Annotated in this window: 18 protein-coding genes; 3 read left to right on the top strand and 15 right to left on the bottom strand. The window is 40.8% G+C overall.

Features of this window, described 5'->3' with window-relative positions; translation table 11 throughout:
- Positions 1 to 800 precede the first annotated feature (800 nt).
- From Q8W26_RS11360 to Q8W26_RS11305, 12 genes are all read right to left on the bottom strand, one after another.
- On the bottom strand, positions 801 to 1,262 hold the full coding sequence (locus tag Q8W26_RS11360) for a hypothetical protein (protein ID WP_101212509.1): 462 nt from the start codon (positions 1,260 to 1,262) through the stop codon (positions 801 to 803).
- On the bottom strand, positions 1,259 to 3,223 hold the full coding sequence (locus Q8W26_RS11355) for a DUF3883 domain-containing protein (protein ID WP_101212511.1): 1,965 nt from the start codon (positions 3,221 to 3,223) through the stop codon (positions 1,259 to 1,261). Before Q8W26_RS11355 ends, Q8W26_RS11360 begins: the two co-directional genes overlap by 4 nt.
- Positions 3,224 to 3,250: 27 nt before the next feature.
- Entirely contained in the window at positions 3,251 to 3,544 is a 294-nt protein-coding gene (locus tag Q8W26_RS11350; RefSeq protein ID WP_101212513.1) for a hypothetical protein, read from the bottom strand.
- Between the two features lie 452 nt (positions 3,545 to 3,996).
- Positions 3,997 to 5,457 carry a sodium/proline symporter PutP gene (gene putP / locus Q8W26_RS11345; protein ID WP_101212515.1) on the bottom strand — a complete coding sequence of 487 codons (1,461 nt, stop codon included), beginning with the start codon at positions 5,455 to 5,457 and terminating at the stop codon, positions 3,997 to 3,999.
- Positions 5,458 to 5,533: 76 nt separating this feature from the next.
- Positions 5,534 to 6,280, bottom strand: a complete 747-nt coding sequence (locus Q8W26_RS11340) for a DUF3379 family protein (protein ID WP_305473405.1) — start codon at positions 6,278 to 6,280, stop codon at positions 5,534 to 5,536.
- 1 nt (position 6,281) lies between these two features.
- Positions 6,282 to 6,788: a sigma-70 family RNA polymerase sigma factor gene (locus Q8W26_RS11335; protein ID WP_101212519.1), complete on the bottom strand. Its 507-nt coding sequence runs from the start codon at positions 6,786 to 6,788 to the stop codon at positions 6,282 to 6,284.
- Positions 6,789 to 6,861: 73 nt separating this feature from the next.
- On the bottom strand, positions 6,862 to 8,526 hold the full coding sequence (locus Q8W26_RS11330; RefSeq protein WP_101212521.1) for a BatD family protein: 1,665 nt from the start codon (positions 8,524 to 8,526) through the stop codon (positions 6,862 to 6,864).
- Positions 8,520 to 10,475: a VWA domain-containing protein gene (locus tag Q8W26_RS11325; RefSeq protein WP_101212522.1), complete on the bottom strand. Its 1,956-nt coding sequence runs from the start codon at positions 10,473 to 10,475 to the stop codon at positions 8,520 to 8,522. Before Q8W26_RS11325 ends, Q8W26_RS11330 begins: the two co-directional genes overlap by 7 nt.
- On the bottom strand, positions 10,475 to 11,443 hold the full coding sequence (locus Q8W26_RS11320) for a VWA domain-containing protein (protein WP_101212524.1): 969 nt from the start codon (positions 11,441 to 11,443) through the stop codon (positions 10,475 to 10,477). Before Q8W26_RS11320 ends, Q8W26_RS11325 begins: the two co-directional genes overlap by 1 nt.
- A complete protein-coding gene (locus tag Q8W26_RS11315) occupies positions 11,436 to 11,897 on the bottom strand; it encodes a DUF4381 domain-containing protein (RefSeq protein WP_101212526.1) in 462 nt (153 codons plus the stop codon). Before Q8W26_RS11315 ends, Q8W26_RS11320 begins: the two co-directional genes overlap by 8 nt.
- Positions 11,894 to 12,850: a DUF58 domain-containing protein gene (locus tag Q8W26_RS11310; RefSeq protein ID WP_101212528.1), complete on the bottom strand. Its 957-nt coding sequence runs from the start codon at positions 12,848 to 12,850 to the stop codon at positions 11,894 to 11,896. Before Q8W26_RS11310 ends, Q8W26_RS11315 begins: the two co-directional genes overlap by 4 nt.
- Positions 12,851 to 12,852: 2 nt before the next feature.
- The gene (locus Q8W26_RS11305) at positions 12,853 to 13,809 is read right to left on the bottom strand and encodes a MoxR family ATPase (RefSeq protein WP_101212529.1); all 957 of its coding nucleotides are present in this window, start codon (positions 13,807 to 13,809) and stop codon (positions 12,853 to 12,855) included.
- A 315-nt stretch (positions 13,810 to 14,124) separates the two neighbouring features.
- Here Q8W26_RS11305 and fadI point away from each other — a divergent pair, with 315 nt between their 5' ends.
- Together fadI and fadJ are read left to right on the top strand one after the other, a co-directional pair.
- Positions 14,125 to 15,435 carry an acetyl-CoA C-acyltransferase FadI gene (gene fadI, locus Q8W26_RS11300; RefSeq protein ID WP_101212531.1) on the top strand — a complete coding sequence of 437 codons (1,311 nt, stop codon included), beginning with the start codon at positions 14,125 to 14,127 and terminating at the stop codon, positions 15,433 to 15,435.
- Positions 15,432 to 17,552: a fatty acid oxidation complex subunit alpha FadJ gene (gene fadJ, locus Q8W26_RS11295; RefSeq protein WP_305473429.1), complete on the top strand. Its 2,121-nt coding sequence runs from the start codon at positions 15,432 to 15,434 to the stop codon at positions 17,550 to 17,552. Before fadI ends, fadJ begins: the two co-directional genes overlap by 4 nt.
- Positions 17,553 to 17,615: 63 nt before the next feature.
- Here the strand turns inward: fadJ and Q8W26_RS11290 are convergent, their stop codons facing one another.
- A complete protein-coding gene (locus tag Q8W26_RS11290; RefSeq protein ID WP_101212535.1) occupies positions 17,616 to 18,755 on the bottom strand; it encodes a GGDEF domain-containing protein in 1,140 nt (379 codons plus the stop codon).
- Between the two features lie 239 nt (positions 18,756 to 18,994).
- The gene (locus Q8W26_RS11285; protein WP_101212536.1) at positions 18,995 to 20,350 is read right to left on the bottom strand and encodes a Na+/H+ antiporter family protein; all 1,356 of its coding nucleotides are present in this window, start codon (positions 20,348 to 20,350) and stop codon (positions 18,995 to 18,997) included.
- A gap of 188 nt (positions 20,351 to 20,538) precedes the next feature.
- Between Q8W26_RS11285 and Q8W26_RS11280 the strand changes: the two genes are divergently transcribed.
- Positions 20,539 to 21,615, top strand: a complete 1,077-nt coding sequence (locus tag Q8W26_RS11280; RefSeq protein ID WP_101212538.1) for an acyltransferase — start codon at positions 20,539 to 20,541, stop codon at positions 21,613 to 21,615.
- Positions 21,616 to 21,658: 43 nt separating this feature from the next.
- Here Q8W26_RS11280 and Q8W26_RS11275 read toward each other — a convergent pair whose 3' ends face one another.
- Positions 21,659 to 21,886, bottom strand: a complete 228-nt coding sequence (locus Q8W26_RS11275) for a hypothetical protein (RefSeq protein ID WP_153071452.1) — start codon at positions 21,884 to 21,886, stop codon at positions 21,659 to 21,661.
- Between the last annotated feature and the right edge of the window lie 213 nt (positions 21,887 to 22,099).

Genomic DNA, 22,099 nt, shown 5'->3' with positions numbered 1-22,099 from the left:
AAATCACCCCACCTTGCACAACAACGCGCCGTAAACCCATCCGTGGGCGCTCGAAAAAACATCCCTGTTTTTAATGGTTGTTTTAGCAAAGTGTGATGATTTACCGGGGAGTATGTCAGTATGTTCCTCTATGCCGTCCTGACATGCGCTAACTCGTCATCCTGACATGCTGTTAGTCAGGATCTTCTGATGCCTGTTAATCAGTGAACTAAGACCACTCAGCTTTTGTGCACATAAAAAAATCACCCCACCTTGCACAACAACACGCCGTGAACCCATCCATGGGGGCTCGAAAAAACATCCCTGTTTTATATGGTTGTTTTAGCAAAGTGTGATGAGTTATTGGGCATGGTTTGAAGCAATTCAATTAACTTTTTTTGATATAAATATTTCACAATAGTGAGACGCAATAACTCCACTTTGACACCCTGACTACTCTAATATTGTTGCTCAGTTGTCTTGCCGTTTAACCTACTGTAGTATCGATAAAAAGATTATGGGTATCTTTTTATTTTTTTGCATGGACGAACGCTTCACTGGAGTAACCTCCGTTTAAAATAAAACTATAAGTAGCTGTATTTATTGGATATTTATTAAAGAGTCAATATCGGAAAGGTAATTTAATAAATTGTTGTCACACTAGTTTTCGAAAGCAAGAGGTTACTAAAAACTTTTCTAAAGGATATAAATAATCGCGAAAAAGCTCAGGGATATAGCGAAAATTTGAAAGACCTCCTATTTCATAGTTTGAATTAATTCGCACTAGAAAGATTTCGATTTAAATATGTAAAATGAAAGTGCTAAATCTCACAAATAGTTCCATCTTCTATTTTCAAACTTAACTCTTCAAAACCGTCAGGCAATTCAAACGCCAAAGCACCTTTTTTAGCTATTTTGGGCTTTAGGTCTGTGTGATAGAGTTTATTCAAGCCAGAAGTTTTTGCGTAGTCAGAATAACCGCACAAATGTGAGTCCTCGACAATATCAAATTCAAACTCTTCTTCATCAACTAATTTAACTAAGTCTTTTATTTGGTCAGCTGAAATTTTCTTTTTATTTAAGTTAACAACGGTAATATCCATAATCCAGATATTTGCACCTATATCAATATCTTCAACCTCATTAACCCCATCAATATCTTCCCAATTTAGTTTATATAAGTTCTCTACTTTAATTCTTGCGTATTTTGCATCACCATACGGGTCTTCTGCATTAACAGAAAAAAAGTCACCAGACTCAACTAGCTCTCGGATATCAATCATAATATTTCCTTAATAGATTTAACTTTACTGTTGTAAGTATCACATACCCATGAGGTAACTTTAACTCTTTTCTCAAAAGACAGGTTTTGGATTGGGTTTTGAATGAGCCTTACATCAAATTCGCTTTCTGTTTCGATCACTAACCCAATAAAATAGCTATCTCCTAAATCGCTAGCCACAGCAAACTCATTATTGGTAATTTCAAAGTCACTCTGCAAGCTTTTCACGGACTTAACTTCTATGTGCAGTATTTTACCTGATTTGAGCTGCACTTTAAGGTCATATCCAACATGGGCTTTGCTTACGTCAGTTACTTTAAAAACAGAATCAAATTGAGCCAAATACTCTTTTAAATTCAACTCAGCAGATCTCCATTTTTTTACATTCACAGATTTTAAAGTAGGTCCATTAGCACTCTTAGGCTCGGCTCTCTTTTGAAAGTCAAACTTAGAGGTATTAGTTTTACTTAATATCCCCAAAGATTTGTATAAGCTTTTTATATCACTTTCAAACTCAAACTGCTTAATTAAATCCAATGTCGATTGTGGAAGTTCTATTTCGCTCTGAATCATTGATTTAGCGGTAACTAACTCGCCATCTATCGGTATAATTTTTAAGTTGGACAGTTCACGTAATTGTACTTTCTCAAGGGTAAATCTGTTTTTCTTGGCATAGTTGCCAACTACACTCATAACTCCGTAAAGGCTTAAACTTTCAAAATTACAATCTAAAAGCACCTCAGATGAAGTAAAGGTTTTAACACCAATCCAATTACAGAAATTACTTAGTTCAGGAAATGTTTCTATCACTTCTTGTGAAATAAGTGTTTTCTTTGTTTTTAAATTATAATAATCCGTATAACTCAGCCATTCAGGACAAGTTCTAATGTTATCAATCTGGCTGGAAGAGCCACTAAAATACAATCGATGATCCAATGCATCAATAAGAGTATCTCTTAACTTTTTTCTATTTTCAAAACCATTACAATCAAATACCCTAAATATACCGATATGAGAACGATTAATAATGGCTGATTTAATAGAAAAAGCTAATATTCTACAGCACGAAATAAATGAATCTTCACTTCTCTTATCAAAGTCAACAAACTTTCTTGAAGGGTCAGTACTGAAGTCACCATTAAACTTTAACGCAGCCCCGGGAGATTCCCTAGTAGGTAGGAATGCATGTATCAAGGCCTCATCTTTGCGAGCCGCCTCAATTTCGTATCCATTCATCTTCATTGCAATCTTACATGAACTTTCATGTTTTTGGTCATCTAACACTGTCCAATGCTCTTGAGCACCTTCTGATATAACTGTTTTTTTTGAATCAGAAGATTTAATATGAATCTTTTTGTCAAAAGAATCAGTTATTAGTGTTATGCTATTGATATTTTTAAGAAATATACAAGAGCTACTTTCTAATTTACTTATTTCTTCATTCACAACCCGAAAGTTAGTATCTTTGAAAATAAATCTTGTTTTAAAGTCCAAAAATTCAGGCGGAAACGAATAACATTGAGTAACTCGATGAGGCACTCTAATCAATGGTACATCTTCCATTGTATCGATAGCTTTTTTTGTCAATTCTCGAGAAAATAAGAAAGCATAACCACCTGAATAGACTTCAATCTCTTGACATATACCTACTGTGGACTTAAATCCTATGCCACGGTAGCCTATTGTACCGCCGCCTCTTTGCTTTGTTGAAGAGCCACTCCTGCATAGAGCTAATATATCATTCTCATCAAAATCTCTTCCATTATTTGCAACAATTATATCCTTACCAGATTGAACAGCTATAAAATTAGTAGCCCCACAATCATCAGCATTTTGAATTAGTTCTATTAACGCTCTAGTACGGTAGCTTTCAGAAATGTATAGCTCCACTTTAGCTAAATCTACGAATAACGAAGGCGCAGATAAAGCTTCATTTATAAAACTATCAATTAACAGTTCCATCTTAAAATGCCTCTTTAGCAAAAGTATTTACAGAACATGAAGAACACACTGCCCATGTTCAAAAAGGCTCAACTCAGAAAAGTCATGAGCTTCAGCAAGAGTTTGACTATCTGGAACTCTATTTCTTTCGCCTACGCGAGCTCTGCTTTTAATTTCATAAACTATATTCACATTTTTAGATTCAAGCTTGGAGCAAACTATTTCAATCAAGTCTTCTGCTAACATACTGCCGAGAGAGTTTATTTGCCTTTCTTCAAAATCAGACATACTTAAACTTAAAGAGCCACTTTTACCTTTATATACAAATTTTGCAATGTTCATGAATAACTTCCCTATTAAATAAAGTTATTATCTATTGTAAAAAGTTTTTTGTATATACACTGTTTTGCTACTTGCTACTTGCTACTTGCTACTTGCTACTTGCTACTTGCTACTTGCTACTTGCTACTTGCTACTTGCTACTAATTGGTACATATCTTTGACTAATCGAGAGCTATTTTGACAAACGATGTATTTTGGATATAGCATGCTTTTACCACCCTCTGTTTTAGTCTTTGTTTGGCAGTGTGTTCGGTATTGTGAATGACTCACTTATAAAATTGCTACAAATAAATACTAAATAAGTTACAGTCACAGATCAAATAATTTGATAAAGTCAAAAAATAACATTTCTGTTACAACGACTTATGACTAATAAAACTTAACTTCGAACTGATAAATAAAAGCCCTGAACAATTCAGGGCTTCTTAGTGTTTGTGTGTTGGAAAGTGACATTACAGCTTTTGGCTAAACGCCTCAAATTGCTGTTTGACGTTATCACAGCTACCGCCAGTGGCTTTACTGACACCAACGCCTGCGATAGCCGCTAGGATAAAGCCTGGGATGATTTCATAAAGCGCGAACAGACCGCCAAGTTCTTTTAGCTCAGGCCAGATGATAACGACTAATGTACCTGTCACTATGGATGCGATAGCACCGAATTTATTGTAATCCTTCCAGTATAGGGAGAGGATAACTAACGGGCCAAATGCTGCGCCAAAGCCTGCCCATGCATAGCCGACTAAGCCTAGGACACTTGATTTCGGGTCTTGTGCAATAATTAATGCTAACGCGGCGATAGAGACAACTGCAATACGCCCAACCATCATTAATTCTTTGTCGGTCGCTTTTGGGCGAATAAATTGGCGATACAAATCTTCACTGATCACACTTGAGCTAACAAGTAATTGCGAATCGACCGTACTCATCACCGCTGATAAGATTGCAGCAATCAATAAACCGGCAATCCATGGATTAAAGGCGACTTTCGAGAGGAAAATAAACACGGTTTCTGGGTTGTTGAGCGGCTCTGCAGCAAAATACGCTGCGCCGATTAAGCCCGTGGCTAATGCACCACATAATGAAAGTGTCATCCAGCTCATCGCGATATTTCTTGATGTTGCTACATCATCAGCGCTACGAATCGCCATAAAGCGTACTAAGATGTGTGGTTGACCGAAATAGCCTAAGCCCCAAGCCAATGATGAGACTAATGCAATAATACCGGCCGTTGGCGCAAAGCTTAAAAGCTCGGGTGGTATTGTTTGGCTGATAGCGTCACTGCCACCGAGTTCAAAATAAATCGTACATGGCACTAGGAGTAGGGCGATCAGCATCAGAATGCCTTGGAAAAAATCGGTCCAGCTCACTGCGAAAAAACCACCGACAAAGGTGTATGATACGATAATCAAGGTGCCGATCAGCAGTGCCATGGTGTAATCAAAACCAAACACTTCTTCAAACAAGAATGCGCCAGCAACGAGGCCAGATGCGGTATAGAAGGTAAAGAACACCAATATTGCAATGGCAGATACCGTCTTTAAGTAGCCTGCTTGATCATTGAAGCGGTTAGATAAAAATTCTGGCAAGGTTTGTGAATTGTTGGCTAATTCGGTGTAAATACGTAAACGCTTAGCGGCGATGACCCAATTAATGGCTGCACCGACCACGAGGCCAACCCCTATCCACACTTCACTGGCGCCACTGGTATAGATTGCACCGGGCAAGCCAAGTAATAGCCAGCCAGACATATCAGACGCACCGACACTTAATGCGGCAACACTCGGACTTAAACTACGCCCACCTAAAATATAGTCACTATGATTGTTTGTGGCCTTATAAGCATAAAGCCCTAATAGAATCATTAGGGCTAAGTAGGCAATAAAGGTCACAAGAATTGGGGTTTCGACAGCCATTGCTGATCACCTTCTTGTTGTTTTTATGGAGGTGAGGCGCTGTGCCTCACTTTTTAGATTGAGCTCTAGCGCGTGATTATGCCTGCCAAATGAGCTGTTGTTCAAGCTTTTGTTTAAAAGGTTCAATAGGTTGTTGCTTAGGTGCAACAATAATCATGTAACCTTGTGGGAATTCTTTGATTTCACCCTGATGTTTGTCATTGGCAAACTGCGCTTGGAATGAGTCGAAATTCTCACCTTTAGGCACCATGAAAACGTTAATTCGTTCACCGTTATGGCGATAAACAAGGTGTGCACTGATCACACCTTCAAAGTCGCACTCTTTGGCCCACACCATGCCGCTGATATTAGTGAGTGATGCACCATAGCTTTCAAGTTTCGCATTGACATAACTAAGCTGTGGCTTGGTATCACGGACACCAGCAAAGGGAAGTCCGTGCTCGGTGTGACTCAAGGCGTGGTTGGCTAAACTTGGGTTATGCTCGGGTGTAACGCCAATGTATTTAACACTGAACAATACCAGTAATAACGAGGCGGCGAGGGCAAAGTAACTTGGCTTAATTGTTTTACTTGAACTCACTTTTACTACTTCTTTACTGTTCTCTTGACGCGGCTGTTCGGCAATTGCGTTGAGTTTAGCTAAGAACTCATCGCTTGGTGCTGGGGCCTCTTTGGTGAAAAAGTCACATAACGCTTGATCTTTTTGTTGAGCTTCTTCGACGACACGTGCAAGCTCTTGATCTTTTGCAATAGCTGCTAAAAACTCAGGTTGCTGATTATAGGGGTCAACAACAGCGGTTTGATATAGTTCTTCACGGTTCATATTACTGTCCTGCATTTTTTGGCATCAATAAATTTGCTAACTGCTTTTTGGCTCTAAATAATCGAGTCATAACAGTATTTTTATTTAACCCTAACTGTTTTGATATTTCATCACCGCTAAAGCCAAGTAGTGCCTGTAGTACTAAGGGCTCTTTATATTCTGGCGCTAGCATCTCGATAGCTTGGCGCAACTCATCATTTTCAATCTCGGTACTTGTTGTATCTTGTTCATCAGCAATTTCACAATCGTCGATGTCAACTAAAGATAATTGTTTACGCTCAAAACGTCGCGCATTCTCTCTGCGCAAGATTGTTATTAACCACGACTTTGCGGCATTAATATCAGCTAATTGATCAATTGCGCGCCAAGCACGTAAAAACGTTTCTTGGACAAGATCTTCGGTGACCTGCTTATCGTTGGTTAACCAATAGCCATAGCGGTATAGATCGCCATGGTATTGTTTCACTAACAACTGATACTGTTGTTTTAATTCTTTCTCTTTATTCAAGACCGTGCTACCTCTTAAAAACTTTCACTAATTGAAAGTGGTGTTCCTTGGCACTGCTAAAATGTTGAGTGACCTAATGGTATAAGCCACCTAATTCATTCTTATTTTTTTTATGTTGATCACTAACAAACTGCTTTATTAATTGAGTTAAGCCGGAGAAGTTGATGTTAGCAGAATGCGAACTATAGCAGCTTTGCGCTAATGATTGATACTGCGCCAATAGCTCGGGTGCAATATCAGCTAGCTGAACAGTATTAAGGTTGTAATCACGCTTGAGCCACAACGGAAATAAACGAGCGACTTCACTCGCTTGCTGCTGTTTAATCGCTTGCAATAATAAGCTTAGCAGCTGATTAGATTGAATATGGTTGTTGGCTTGGACTGGGGCAGCAGGTAATGTCTGAGTTTGTTTTAGACGATAAATAATATACCCAGTAACGATTAAGCCTATGAGGAGGATAGCACAGCCAATCTGCCAATAAATTAATGACGCGGATGGCTTAATAATCACTTGCGGTTTCATGGCGACAGATTGAGCCGGCATTGGGCTTGATGGGGCAGTCACCTCGGGTGTTACTGAAGGGGCTACACTCTTATTTTCATCAGCGACTATTTGCAACTGCTTTGCCGGAATAGTTGCCCATTCGATTTCTCGTGTTTGACTGTTTAACCAAGGGATTTTTATTTCAGGCAGCTTAATTACACCGCTTTGAGTTGGAATTAAAGCGACTTTCTGCTGCATTTGAGCGATCAAAGTACTGCCTTGTATAGTCTGTTTGGTTTGAGCTTGGTCAGGGTAAGCTTGCACTTGGTTTCCATATTGATGCAATAACTCGGGCAATTGCTCAGGAGTGGCATTTGCGACTGATAACGTTAATGTACGTGTAATAGGTTCACCAACTTTATAGGTTTTGGTTGTATCTACCGCATCCTCTAAAACCACAAAATCTGAAACGAGCCATTGACCGGGAAAGTCATCTGGAATAGGTGAAACTTCAAGCATGACATTATCGGTTAGTAAGGTCACGGGCTTTGAGCGACCTGTTGAAAAAAACGAATGTCGTTGGGTTAAACTAATGTCACCTTGGAAAATTGCACCTTGTAGCTCTAATGAACCAGGTAGCGTTGGTCGAATCGAATATTGGCGAGTAATGACACGATAGCGAACACCATCAACAATTTCGGAGCTTTCTTTATCTTCACTTAATTGAGCTATATCAGCTCCTTCAAGCTGAGGTGACTGTAATTGAGCCCGTTGTAAATTGACACCAATGTAGAGCTTTACCGTGTAAAGCAATTGCTGACCGACATAGGCTTGTTCGCTGGCAATATCAGCTTCTAGCTTAATCTGCTGAGGCTGTGCTGCATTACTATTATGCTTGGTGATCTCAATTGTGATTGGATCGCTTGCAACGTTACCAATAACAAAGCTAGGGATAGTATATGTGCCCGCAGTGCGCGCAACTAGTCGAATGGCCCAACTCGTTTGGCGACTTATCTTATTATTCACAATTCTTGTGCTATCACTGAAGGATGTTTGTCCGACAATAAACTGTTTCAATAAAGCTGAAGAGTCTAAATCCCCTTGTTCAACTTCACCATTGGCTGTCAATGTCAGGGTAAAGGTCTCTCCGACCATTGCTGGATTACGATCAAGCGAGGCAGACAATGATGTAATTGCCTGACTTATCGGTGATATAGCTAAGAGTAATAGGGTGATTAAAATTCGCGTTACCACTTTTGATTATTCCTTGTAGTCGTTCGTTGTAATTGACGCTTACGAGCTTCGACAGCCATTTTAGTTTTAAGCAGCAATGACGGGTTGTCCGGTATTTTTTTCACCAGCTGGTTGAGGTGCTGGAGCTGCTCTTTAGTTAAATTTTCTTGATCGAAGGTTTGCTGCAATGCTTGTGCTTGTTGCTGCTGCTTGGCAAGTGCTTCTTTCTCTTCAGGTGACATTTCAGTTTTCGCCTGATCTTCTTTTTCGTTGTTCTGAGCTTGTTGGCTTTGTTGCGATTGTTGTCCACCTTGCTCGTCTTGAGTCTCATCACTTGGTGATTGTTGTTGGTGCTGCTCATCAGATTTTTGATTAGCGTTTGGGTTTTCTTGACCTTTCTTAGATTGCTCAGAGTCACTGTCACGACCTTGTTGATCGTTGCTGTCATTGTTCTCTTGATCTTGCTGGTCTTGATTTTTTTGATCTTTGTTCTGTTGTTGCTCTTTTTCCTGTTGCTGCTGTTTTTGTTTCAACAAGGCTTTAGCTATCTCTAAGTTTTTTTGTGCTTGTTCAAAATCCGGCTGTTGTTTTAATGATTGTTGATAACGATTAATTGCTTGTTCATATTGCTCAAGTTTGCTTAAGGCATTCCCTTGGTTATATAAAGCCTTAGCGTCATTGCGTTGCTCAAAAGCACTTAATGCCTGTTCATATTCCCCTTGATTATAATAGCTAACACCGCGCCAGTCAGTGTTTTCAAACTGTTGAGCTGCTTGACTTAACTTTTGTTCTTTAAAAGACTGGTATGCTTGTTGGTCGGCAGTTTTCCACAAATTGTGCCACCATTGGTTTTGGGCACTCACATGCTGTTCTGCTTCGGGGGTAGGCGAGGGGGCAGCTTGGGTTATTGCCGATTTTTCATCAGCATAGCTTGGTTGCGGTGTTGACACGAAAACCGTTAATAGGGCGATAGCCAATACACCTCGTCTAAAAATCATCGCCGCCAGTGGGATTAAAATAAGTAATAGGTAAGGGCCTACTTCGTGCCAGCTATCACCCATTTGATTATCACTCTTATTACTATCGAAAATACTAGTAGATAAGTGGCTCGTTAAAGTGGCTAAATCTTGGTTGCTTGAACCTAGCACACTAAAGTTGCCTGACAAGTCATTGGCCAATCGCTTCAACAGGCTAAAGTTAACCTTAGGCACTACAATATTGCCATTATCATCTTTAAGTAATTGTCCACTCGGTAATGTGACTGGAGCCCCAGCCTGAGTACCAACGGCAAGGATATTGAGTTGGTGTTGGGTGTGCTTAAGCTGTTGCTTAATTAAACGTGCATCTTCGGGAGTTAATCCATCAGTGATTAAGTAAAGCTGGCTTTGTTGATGTTTAGTTTGATCGAGTAGAGCTAACGCTTTCTCTATGGCCAAACTTGGTTGTGAACCAAAAACAGGCATGATCTCAGGATTAAGCGCAGGCAACAAATTCAATAGGTTAACATTATCTTCTGTCATTGGGCTGATGATAAACGCATCACCAGCGTAGGCCACTAAGCCAGTCTCGCCTTCACCAAGTTGCTTAATTAAGTCGGTTACTTTGTATTTGGCACGAGTGAGACGATTAGGAACTAAATCTGTCGCGTACATTGACAATGACATATCAGTAATAATAACTTGAGCTTTATTTGCGACATACATTGGACGTTCAATTTTCTGCCATGTCGGCCCTGCTAAAGCGATTATTGCAAAAAGCCAACCAATAACTAATGCAAATAGCCATCGCTTAGACTGAGATGTTTGCGCTCCATCAATAAGTAAGCTGGACAAATGGGGCGGTAAATAACTGTGCCACTGACCTTGATTCTGGTGTTGTCGATAAACCAGCCACACAATGACCAATGCTGGCAATATTGCCAGTAGCCACCATGGGCGTAAAAAATGAAACTGCTCGATGATGACATCCATTAGTGTTTCTCCCTGAAGCTATGTAAAGCAAGTGCCAGCATACTCAGTAGTAATGCAGCACTTAATGGCCAAAAGAATAATGCCGTTTGTGGCCTCATGGTTTGTTCATTCGCTTCAATTTTTTCAAGCTGATCTAATTGCTGATAAATTTGTTCTAACTCGTTGGTGTCGGTTGCTCTGAAATATTGACCCTTAGTTGCGAGGGCGATTTGTGTTAATGCGTCCTCATCAATGCCACTTCCGCGATTGAAAAAGCCCAGTTGTCTCCCTTTATCCGAACCAACACCGATAGTGTAAATTGTTACCTCTTTCGCAATCGCCAGTTCTAATGCTTGTTGTGGACTTATATTGCCAGCAGTATTTTCTCCATCAGTTAACAGAACTAACACGCGATTACTGTCTTTTTTATTGTCAAAGCGTTTAACTGCTAATCCAATGGCTTCACCAATTGCAGTACGTTGCCCAACAAGGCCTAAAAATGACTCATCTAGTAAGGTTTCGACTGTCTCTAAGTCGAAAGTTAGGGGGGCTTGAACATAGGCATTATCAGCAAATAAAATTAAACCAATGCGATCGCCTTGGCGTTTTTTTATAAATTCACTCAGGACTGCCTTTACCATAGTGAGGCGGTCAACCCAGCGTCCGTTGATTTTCATGTCTTCTTCTTGCATCGATGCAGACAAGTCAACGGCTAAAATTAACTCACGAGCTTCTGTCGGTGCAGGAATCGGCTCACCAACCCATTGCGGTCTGGCAGCTGCTGTCAGTAACAAAAACCACACAATAATCGCGATAACTAACGGCAACTTTTTAGCTGACGCTTGCCCGATTGAACTCGTGGGAAATAGCGCACTATTTGTGATTTTTAATGCTGCAATCTGTTGATTTGGTTTTGCTGGCATTAAAAAGTAACAAAGCAAGGGCAGGGGTAGACAGAAAAATACCCAACTCCACGAAAACTCAAGCATGTTTCGCCTCTCTAAACGCTTTCTTATCAAGTTGCTTCAACCAAGTTGAGGCAATATGTTTAAACTGCTCCAAGTAATGGTTATTGTCTCGGTGGTATAAGTGCTGGTTGATCTGGTTGTTTAAAGTTTTTAAATCGTTGTTTAGCCCTTGATTAATAAAATCTGTCCAAGATTGACCTTGCAATGCAGCAACACGATTAGCACCATAATAATGGATGGCAACTTGCTTTAATAATTGATTAATTTCACCAACCTGCTCAGTTGCTTGTACTTTGGTCAGGGCTAAATGCTTGATGCGCCAAAATTGTCGTTGTTTAATCACCATAAGACTCATAGTCACAATTAAAGCAAGCACAAGCACAATGAGAAGCCACCACCCGGGTGCAAGTGGCCACAAGCCCGGAGCTTCGGGTAATACAATTGGTGCTAAGTCTGAAATAGTCACTGTGCTCATGATTGCTCACCGTGAGTGGCAAAAGCAGCAGACTTTAACTGCTCAAGTAATGGTAAATGACTAGAAAATTGCATAAGTTTGATATTAAGTTTGTTGAGACGAGCAAACAACGCTTGTTGCTGTGTTTTATTCGCTTGCTTGTATTGCTCACGGCGCTTATTATTTAGCATAAATTCGCTACGTTTCTCACCATCAGTGACGGCAAGTGCACCTTGAAGTTGTGTTGGTAGTGTTTGCTCTAATGGGTCAGTGATTTGGCAGCCAATAATTTCATTATGTCTTGAAAGGAGCTGTAATTGTTTAGTCGCTCGTTCACTAATATGGTTAAAATCAGAAAGGAGAAAGACTAAACTTCCGGGCTTTACCACACGACGCAACCTAATGCAGGCTTGTTCAAAACTGTTATCTTGACGTTGCTCTTGTTTGAAATAATCAAGCCCTTGATTATGAATTTTCACTAAGTATTCAACAATCGCAAGTGCACCATGGTGTCTGTTACGAGGCTTAAGCTCCCGATGTTCAAAGTCATTAAACAGTAACGCACCCACCCGATCGCCATTGGCGATCGCTGACCAAGCTAATAATGATGCAAGGTGGGAAATCTGCACAGATTTTAGTAAAAGTTGAGAACCGAAATATTGACTATGGGATAAATCCACCAACAGAACAACGGGGCGTTCACGCTCTTCACGGTAGATTTTGGTATGTACTTTTCCTGTACGTGCAGTCACTCGCCAATCAATTGCACGAATATCATCACCCATTTGATAATGTCGTGCTTCATCAAATTCCATGCCTCGGCCTTTAGTCTTGGCAACTAGTGTACCAGCCATGTGAGACTTGATTTGGCTATTACTGGATAAGTCAATTAACGCACTGCGTCCACGATACTCGAGCAACTCTTTATTAGTTAAACTGACACCGTTACAAAATGGGGGCAACTGAATCGTCATGATTATGGAACCGGTACCGCAGCCAGAATTTTGTCAATAACGGTATCTGGTGTGATGCCTTCAGATTCAGCTTCATAGCTTAATAGTAAACGATGACGTAACACATTAGGTGTCACACTAATGATGTCTTCGGGGCTGACGAAATCACGACCGTGTAACCATGCGCGTGCTCGAGCACAGCGCTCTAGTGCGATGGTCGCTCGAGGGCTTGCACCAAAGGTCAACCAATTAGCTAACGCGCTATCATATTGCCCTGGATTTCGCGTGGCGATGATCAGTTGCACAATATATTCCTCAAGCTGCGGCGCTAGGTATATTTCCAAGCAGTCTTTTCTTGCTTGTTGAATCTCTTGTTGGCTGAGTGACGGTGCGGTAACGGCCTCAACATCCAATGCTTCATTACGGTTAAGGGCTAATATTTCTCGTTCCGTAGCAGCGTCAGGATAATCAATGCTTATGTGCATTAGAAAACGATCTAATTGAGCTTCAGGAAGCGGGTAGGTGCCTTCTTGCTCGATTGGGTTTTGTGTCGCCATGACTAAAAACAATTCTGGTAATTGATAGGTGGTGCGGCCAACGGTTATTTGACGCTCGGCCATGGCTTCTAATAACGCTGATTGTACTTTTGCCGGTGCACGGTTGATTTCATCAGCTAAAATTAGATTGTGGAACAATGGACCCTTTTGAAATTCAAATTCATGGGTTTCAGGTCGGTAGATATCTGTACCCGTTAGGTCGGCTGGTAGTAAGTCCGGGGTAAACTGTACACGGTGAAAATTACCATCAATACCATCAGAAAGAGCTTTAATTGCACGTGTTTTTGCCAGACCTGGGGGACCCTCAACTAGGATATGCCCATCTGCAAGAAGACTGACCAACATAGATTGGGTTAATTCGCTTTGTCCTAAAATTTGAGAGTCTAAATAGGTCTTTAATTGATTAAATTTTTCGATTGCCATAATGATGATAGTTACCTAGTTGCTTCGTGCGCTTAACTCAAGGTTAAGTAAATGAAAAATTAGAGGCTTATATTTACCCAAAATTGAGTTATTCGTCCAGCGTTGTCATGAAATTTATCGTATTTATAGTAGTTTTTAGCTTGTTTTTAATACAATCTAAAAGTTAATTAACCAAACGCTAGTTTAAATTGAGGGTTGTCGTGGTCAGACCTGTAGGTTATGATTATCACAATAATAAATACCTCAACGTATTAATACTAAGAGAAATCCTTAATTATTGATGTGATTACCTTAGATTAAACAAAGGAAAGAGCAATGAACTCGACTCAGGACTTGACCACTAAGGGTGGTCATCGTATTGCAATAATAGATGGCTTACGAACCCCGTTTGCTAAACAAGCCACTGCCTATCATGGCGTACCAGCGGTAGATTTAGGCAAAACGGTCGTTAATGAACTAATGGCACGTAGTGATTTAGACCCTGCGTTGGTTGATCTACTGGTTTATGGTCAAGTAGTGCAAATGCCTGAAGCCCCGAATATCGCTAGAGAAATCGTTTTAGGGACAGGAATGAATGTCGCTACTGACGCTTATAGTGTTTCTCGCGCTTGTGCCACAAGCTTCCAGTCGACAGCCAATGTTGCTGAGTCTATTTTATCCGGAACTAGTGAAATTGGTATCGCTGGCGGAGCTGATAGTTCGTCTGTGGTCCCTATTGGTGTAAGTAAAAAACTCGCTCGTTCATTAGTTGACCTCAATAAAGCGCGTACGTTTGGCCAGCGTTGGCAAATTATAAAAAAACTAGGCCTTAAAGACTTATTGCCGGTGCCCCCAGCTGTTGCTGAGTATTCAACGGGTTTATCGATGGGACAAACCGCAGAACAAATGGCTAAGACACATCACATTAGCCGTGCGGATCAAGACGCTTTAGCACATCGCTCACATACCCTAGCAACTGAGTGTTGGAATAAAGGGATGTTAGATGATGAGGTGATGACAGCGCATGTTGAGCCTTATAAAAATATCATCAGCCAAGACAATACCATCCGTACCAATTCTGAATTAGCGGGTTACGCTAAACTACGACCTGTTTTTGACCGTAAGCACGGCACAGTCACCGCTGCAAACTCCACGGCATTAACCGATGGTGCATCGGCCATTATTATGATGCGAGAAGATAAAGCGAAAGCATTAGGTTATCAGCCGATGGGTTATATTCGTAGTTATGCCTTCGCGGCGATTGACGTGTGGGAAGACATGCTAATGGGCCCTTCATTTGCGACGCCATTGGCATTGGCACGTGCGGGTATTGAATTGTCTGATTTAACATTGATAGAAATGCATGAAGCCTTTGCCGCCCAAGCTCTGGCCAATATGAAAATGTTTGAGTCAGATTTATTCGCTCAACAACACTTAGGCCGAAACAAAGCTATTGGGCAAATTGATATGGAAAAATTTAATGTAATGGGTGGTTCACTTGCTTATGGTCATCCATTTGCCGCGACGGGTACTCGTTTAATCGCACAGGTATTGAATGAATTAAAACGCCGTGGTGGCGGCCTAGGATTAACCACGGCCTGTGCCGCAGGTGGCCTTGGCGCGGCGATGGTTTTGGAGGTTGAATAATGAGTACGTTTAGCATAAAGGTAACAGATACAAATATTGCCATCATCACCATTGATGTCGTGGGCGAGAAAATGAATACGCTACGTGCTGAGTTCGCTGATGAAATCAGCCAAGTATTAACAGAGTTAGAAGGCAATAAAAGCTTGAAAGGGGTGGTGATTACTTCGGGTAAAGCGGATAACTTTATTGCGGGTGCCGATATATCGATGCTTGACGCCTGTCAAAGCAAAGGCGATGTCATGGCTATTTCGATAATGGGTCAGCAGATGTTTGATCGCATTAGTGACTTTTCTATTCCTGTTGTTGCAGCGATTCATGGGCCTTGTTTAGGTGGTGGCTTAGAATTGGCATTAGCTTGTCATGCTCGAGTTTGTAGCAACAATGGTAAAACGGTTCTTGGTTTACCGGAAGTGCAGCTTGGCTTATTACCGGGCAGTGGTGGTACTCAGCGTTTACCCAAGTTAGTCGGTATTGCCAAAGCGTTAGATATGATGTTAACGGGTAAGCAATTAAGAGCTAAACAGGCGCTTAAAGCGGGTCTTGTTGATGATATGGTACCAGAGTCTATTTTACTTGATACTGCCGTTGAGTTGGCCTCTCAAGGGATGCCTAAAACCAAGAACGTTAAGCTTGATGCAGCTGGCAAAGCACTTGAGGGTAATCCGCTGGGTCGTAAGGTATTATTTGCGCAAGCGACCCAAACAGTATTAAAGCAAACTAAGGGACATTACCCGGCGCCACTCAAAATAATTGATTGTGTTAAAACGGGTATTAGTCAAGGCAATGAAAAAGGTCTAGCAAAAGAAGCTGCACACTTTGCTGATTTAGTCATGAGCAGTGAGTCTGCGGCTCTGCGTCGATTGTTTTTTGCCACCACTGAAATGAAAAAAGAGTGTGGTACCACACAAGCAACACCTAATGAGGTAAAACAAGCTGTTGTGCTTGGTGGCGGCCTCATGGGTGGTGGTATTGCCAATGTGACAGCAATTAAGGGACAGATCCCGGTTCGAATTAAAGATATTTCAGACCAAGGGATCAACCAAGCCCTGAAATATAGCTATGATCTATTAAATAAGAAGTTTAAACGCCGTTTTATTACCAAAGCAGCGTTACAGTCTGACATGATGAATATCACTGGAACAACATCTTATGATGGAATGAAAAATGCTGATATCGTGGTTGAGGCGGTGTTTGAAGATTTAGCGCTAAAGCATCAAATGGTTAGCGATATTGAGCAGCACTGTAGCGAAGACACCATTTTTGCGTCAAATACTTCATCGTTGCCAATTGGGAAAATTGCCAGTGTGGCCAAGCGTCCAGAAAATGTCATTGGCTTACATTATTTCTCACCAGTGGACAAAATGCCATTGGTTGAGGTCATTGCCCATGAGAAAACCTCAGCACAAACCATTGCTACAACGGTTGCTTTTGCTAAGAAGCAGGGCAAAACTCCTATCGTAGTTAAAGATGGTGCGGGTTTTTATGTTAATCGAATTTTAGCGTTGTACATGAATGAAGCGGCAGCGCAGGTGATTGAAGGTAACTCAATTGAGGCCGTTGACAGAGCGTTAACACAATTTGGTTTGCCCGTTGGGCCAATTGCATTACTTGATGAGGTTGGCATTGATGTCGGCGCAAAGATTTCCCCTATTTTGTTTAATGAATTAGGTGAACGCTTTGAAGCGCCAAGTGCTTTTGATGCTTTATTGGCTGACGGACGTAAAGGCAAGAAAAACCAAAAAGGGTTTTATCTATATGGTAAAGACGTTAAAGGTAAGAAGTTAGTCGATAAGTCGGTTTATAAAGTGTTAGGTGTAACTAACAAGGTCAATGTGGCTGATGAAGAGATCGCACAACGTTGTATGGTGCAAATGCTTAACGAGGCTGTGCGGTGTTTAGAAGAAGGGATTATATCGAGTGCGCGTGATGGTGATATTGGTGCTATCTTTGGCATTGGCTTCCCACCATTTTTAGCTGGCCCGTTTAGTTATATAGACAGCATGGGGGCGGAAAAGTTAGTGAACTTACTTAATCAATACAGTGCAAAGCACGGAAATCGATTCGAGCCTTGTCAATTACTACAGACGATGGCAAAAGAAAATCATCGTTTCTATTAAGATAAATCAATTTGAAAGCGCTTCAATCCCTTGAAGCGCTTGATAAAGTACTATTTTAACGACTTATTCGCTTTTAATAGTATTTCGCCCAGCACTTTTTGCTTGATATAACAGCTCATCTGCACGCTTGAGTAGCGATTCTGCATCATCATTATCATTAAACTCCGTTAAACCAATACTGGTCGTCACAGAAAACTCCTCTCCTTCATTACATACGAGAAGGTGATTAGGAATGGCATCTGCGATCCGTTTAGCGATCGGTTTGGCATGAGCTAATGAAGTGTTAGGCAGAACGACGACAAATTCTTCACCGCCAAAACGCGCGGCAATGTCATTTCGTCTCACCTGTTGTTTTAGTGTGTTAGAGACGTACTTTAAAACCGTATCACCCATTTGATGGCCATAGTTATCATTAATACGTTTAAAGCGATCTAAATCTAAAATCATTACAGAGAATGTATTCGGGGTTCCGATGCACCTTGATGTAAGGGTATTAATCTGGCGCATAAGCACGCGGCGGTTAATCAAACCTGTTAAAGGGTCAATGGTCGATTCTCGATACATCTTCATTAACATGGATAATTGACCTAGTTGCAGCCATATTGCGATACCACCAAATAAACTTATTAACCACAGCTGGTGGGCCAGAGTGACGGTTTCTTTATTAAGAAACAACCAATGATAGCTAGCTACAGGGGTGGAAATCACAAAAAGCAACCCTAAGCCTGCACGTAGAGTGAGTGGGAATAATCCAAGCATTGAGACAATCAAGTAGGGCATCATAGTGATTGTCAGAGGTAGAGATGTATTGGTTTGGACGAACTGATGTTCTATTCCAATAAAAAATAACGAGGGCATTAAAAAGGAGCAGCACAATAGCATTTTAGTAAAAAGCGATTTACAGTTCTTACTGGCGAGCCAATAGATCAAAAATAAACACCCTGATAGGGCAAATCTAAGTGGTAATAAGTGAGTTGCAACTGCTTGTTCAAATAATAGAAAATCGAATACGGTAGAGACCGGTACTGCGATAGCAAATAATAAACACATAAATCGTAGGCGATCATTAATAAATGCATTTCTTGTTTGCACAAAGTCGTTTGAATGGTATTTGCTTGACACCAAATCGGCGAAGTTATTATGGATCTGCTTAATCGTAAGTAGATCATTCGATGCGGCTTGGCGCCTCTCAGTTATATTCATATTACTCTTAGATTTCTTGTAATTAGCATAGCGCTTCAAGGTTAGCAGCAGTACATATAGCTTACTATTAAAAGTGAGAGTGATACTTTAGTTTTTTAAATACTATTGATCTAAAACAAATTAATAATCAGTGTTCGACTTGAGCTGTGTCTTGTTACTAAATAGATAGCTTTATATTTATCACAGGTTTGAGGGGCGGTCGTGCCGCCCCGTCGATAGAAAGGACTAGGGTATGTTTGTTAAAGAATTAATGCAGCGATGGTTCCAAAAATAATCAAAGGAATATTAAAGTGAATAAAAGTCGGAACTACAGAATCCCAAATGTGGTCGTGTTGGCCGTCACTGTTTAGGCCCGATGTTGGCCCTAACGTTGAGTCTGAGGCTGGGGAGCCCGCATCACCTAAAGCCGCAGCTGTTCCCACTAGTGCTGCGGTCGCTAACACCGAAAAATCAAAACTTTGGCATAGAGGGACGTAAATTGAAGCGATAATAGGAATGGTGGAGAAAGAGGAGCCAATCCCCATGGTAATTAGTAAGCCGATGGTGAGCATTAATACCGCAGCGACTAGCTTGTTATCACCAACGGCGCTAGAAACTCCACTCACTAAATCGTTTATGGCTCCTGTGGCTTTCATTACTTCGGCAAAACCTGCTGCAGAGATCATAATGAAGCCTATCGTGCCCATCATTTGAACGCCTTTAGTAAATATATCTTGTGATTCATTGGGCTTAAAAACACCGCCGAGAACGAAAACAGTCAATCCACATATGGCACCAACGACAATTGAGTTGGTATAGAGTTGAGCGACTAGTGCGAAGATGATCGCGATTAGCGCAATAATAAGGTAACGGGTTTGAACAGTCTCTGAGATGCAATTTTGCTCAAAATGAAAGGTTTTATCTTCATAAGAGCGAGACTTTCGGTAACTAAAAAAGATAGCGACTAGCAAGCCCAAGAACATACCAAGTACGGGAATGGCCATCACAAAAGGTAGCTGATCTCCTTCGATGGCTAATTGGTTGTTTTGTAAATTGGTCAATAATAATTCATTCAAAAATACTTGACCAAACCCAACAGGCAATAGCATATAAGTTCCCGTCAGACCGAATGTTAAGACACAGGCTACCATTCGTCGATCGAGCTTAAGCTGATTGATAACCCCAAGTAATGGCGGAATCAGGATGGGAATAAAGGCAATGTGAACAGGGATCAGGTTTTGTGAACTAATTGCAGCCAATAGTATTATGCTAAGTAACGAGGCTTTAACCATGACAACTGGAGTTGCAACGCCTTGATCATTATGGGCATGACCAGCGGTTTGCTGTTGACTGATTGTTGAAATGATTTTATTAGCTAAAACATCGGTAATACCTGAGCGTGAAATTGCAACAGCGAAGGCGCCTAACATTGCATAGTTTAATGCGATGGGTGCCCCCCCGCCTAATCCGTCTTTAAAGACTGTAACAGTGTTAAGTAAGGTTAGATCACCAATAACCCCTCCAATTAATGCACTGATAATTAGTGCAAAAACAACATTCACTCGCAATAGCGATAGAATTAACATTAATAAAACGGCAACAACAACAGCGTTCATTACATAACCTACATCGATAAAGAAGGCGTTGATATTACAGTGCAATAAATATTATTCCACCCTTTTATTCATACTTTACTATCGATTTTTGCTATTTAGCTTAAGTTAAGCTTTTGAAAAGTAGAACAAAGAATTATAGTGTTGCTTGACTTATCTTCGTATCAATTAAACACTAAGAGATAGCCCCCATGAAAACCCGCTTTTACGAAATTGACTTACTACGATTCATATCGGCTTTTTTAGTTGTTATTTTTCACTATACCTATACCGGTTATATGGAGAAGTTTGCTGTCGCTGCAGATTTTGAGCAACTACGTGAGGTAACACGATATGCCTATGTTGGCATAAATTATTTTTTTATAATCAGTGGCTTTGTTATTTTTATGAGTGTGGCTGACAATAGTGCACGACATTTTGTGTTTTCAAGATTTACACGCTTGTTTCCAGCGTATTGGGCAGCGTTATTAGTGACGACATTGGTGACGCTATTGTGGGGCGGTGAGGTGTTTACGGTAGGGTTCGCTCAGTTTGTAGCAAACCTGACTATGCTTAATCAGGTGATAGGTTATAAGCCAATTGATAGCGCGTATTGGACGTTATTTATTGAACTTAAATTTTATGCGGTGATACTGGTTGTACTATTACTGGGCTGGATGAGACACTTTCAGCATATCATTGCCATTAGTTTATTAGCATCAACGGCAGCACTGTTCCACCCTTGGGCGCAACAAGTGGATATGTTTGTGGCCATTTTTCCCCACTGGAGTGGTTATTTTGCCGCTGGTGGCGTGTTTTACCTAATCAAACGAGACGGTGCTTCCTATTACCGCATTGCTTTGTTGCTATTGTCGTATGTGTTTGTCATCAAACAGTCAACGTTATTTGGTGCCTTAATGAGTCGTTGGTTCAATATTGAGTTCGACGCACTGGTTATTACGACGATTAATTCACTGTTCTTTGCAATCTTTTGTGTTATTGCATTTTGTAAGACAAACCCTTTACGTCAATCTTGGTGCTATTACTTGGGAGTGTTGACATATCCGCTTTACCTAATTCATCAGCATATAGGCTATATGCTAATAAACACGTTTAATGAAGAGGTTAATCTCACGCTACTTGTGCTACTCATTACTGTTATTGCTGTCATGCTCTCAATAATGATTCACTTTTTCGTTGAAAAGCCTGCGGCGCGTTGGCTGAAAGCACGTTACTCTCAACAAGTTAATCAAAAGAGCGAGACACCGTGCAAACCAGCCGTGGAGTAGTTGACTCCACGACTGGTCTTATATGGCTTGCTGGCAGGGGACTCTAGGCTGGAACGCTGGAGCCCTGTATGTCTGGGCTGGCTGCTTGAGTTATCGAACGTTTGATGAGTAAACAGATAACAGCACTGGTGATACAAATGATTTGGACAATTAACATATGATAACGACCATAATTGACCATCTCGATAATACTAGTGCTCAGTAAAGCCCAATCTAATACCGGAATAACGAGAAAAGTGAGCGCCGTTACTGTTAGTACATTAGCTATCACTGTGATTTGATTGCTTGATAGTTTGCTATAAATGAAACAAAGCAACAGCGTAAAATAAAAAACGCTACATAACACGGTAATGCCGTTCACTTAAGGTGAGCGGCATTTTTATTTCTAGCATAACGTTGAGGTCTGCGCTTTACCGTTCGGGGGAATGTCCTTCCTCTTCGTGGTTCTAATATCAAGCTCCCCGCCATAGTATAAAAATGCTTC

It is taken from the genome of Psychrobium sp. 1_MG-2023, assembly GCF_030689115.1.
Lineage (GTDB): Bacteria > Pseudomonadota > Gammaproteobacteria > Enterobacterales > Psychrobiaceae > Psychrobium.
This window is presented reverse-complemented; position numbering and strand designations above follow the sequence as displayed.

Coding starts and splice junctions, on each gene's coding strand:
- Q8W26_RS11360 (WP_101212509.1), bottom strand. CDS start 1,262: ATGATTGATATCCGAGAGCTAGTTGAGTCTGGTGACTTTTTTTCTGTT.
- Q8W26_RS11355 (WP_101212511.1), bottom strand. CDS start 3,223: ATGGAACTGTTAATTGATAGTTTTATAAATGAAGCTTTATCTGCGCCT.
- Q8W26_RS11350 (WP_101212513.1), bottom strand. CDS start 3,544: ATGAACATTGCAAAATTTGTATATAAAGGTAAAAGTGGCTCTTTAAGT.
- putP (WP_101212515.1), bottom strand. CDS start 5,457: ATGGCTGTCGAAACCCCAATTCTTGTGACCTTTATTGCCTACTTAGCC.
- Q8W26_RS11340 (WP_305473405.1), bottom strand. CDS start 6,280: ATGAACCGTGAAGAACTATATCAAACCGCTGTTGTTGACCCCTATAAT.
- Q8W26_RS11325 (WP_101212522.1), bottom strand. CDS start 10,475: ATGGATGTCATCATCGAGCAGTTTCATTTTTTACGCCCATGGTGGCTA.
- Q8W26_RS11320 (WP_101212524.1), bottom strand. CDS start 11,443: ATGCTTGAGTTTTCGTGGAGTTGGGTATTTTTCTGTCTACCCCTGCCC.
- Q8W26_RS11315 (WP_101212526.1), bottom strand. CDS start 11,897: ATGAGCACAGTGACTATTTCAGACTTAGCACCAATTGTATTACCCGAA.
- Q8W26_RS11310 (WP_101212528.1), bottom strand. CDS start 12,850: ATGACGATTCAGTTGCCCCCATTTTGTAACGGTGTCAGTTTAACTAAT.
- Q8W26_RS11305 (WP_101212529.1), bottom strand. CDS start 13,809: ATGGCAATCGAAAAATTTAATCAATTAAAGACCTATTTAGACTCTCAA.
- fadI (WP_101212531.1), top strand. CDS start 14,125: ATGAACTCGACTCAGGACTTGACCACTAAGGGTGGTCATCGTATTGCA.
- Q8W26_RS11290 (WP_101212535.1), bottom strand. CDS start 18,755: ATGAATATAACTGAGAGGCGCCAAGCCGCATCGAATGATCTACTTACG.
- Q8W26_RS11285 (WP_101212536.1), bottom strand. CDS start 20,350: ATGAACGCTGTTGTTGTTGCCGTTTTATTAATGTTAATTCTATCGCTA.
- Q8W26_RS11280 (WP_101212538.1), top strand. CDS start 20,539: ATGAAAACCCGCTTTTACGAAATTGACTTACTACGATTCATATCGGCT.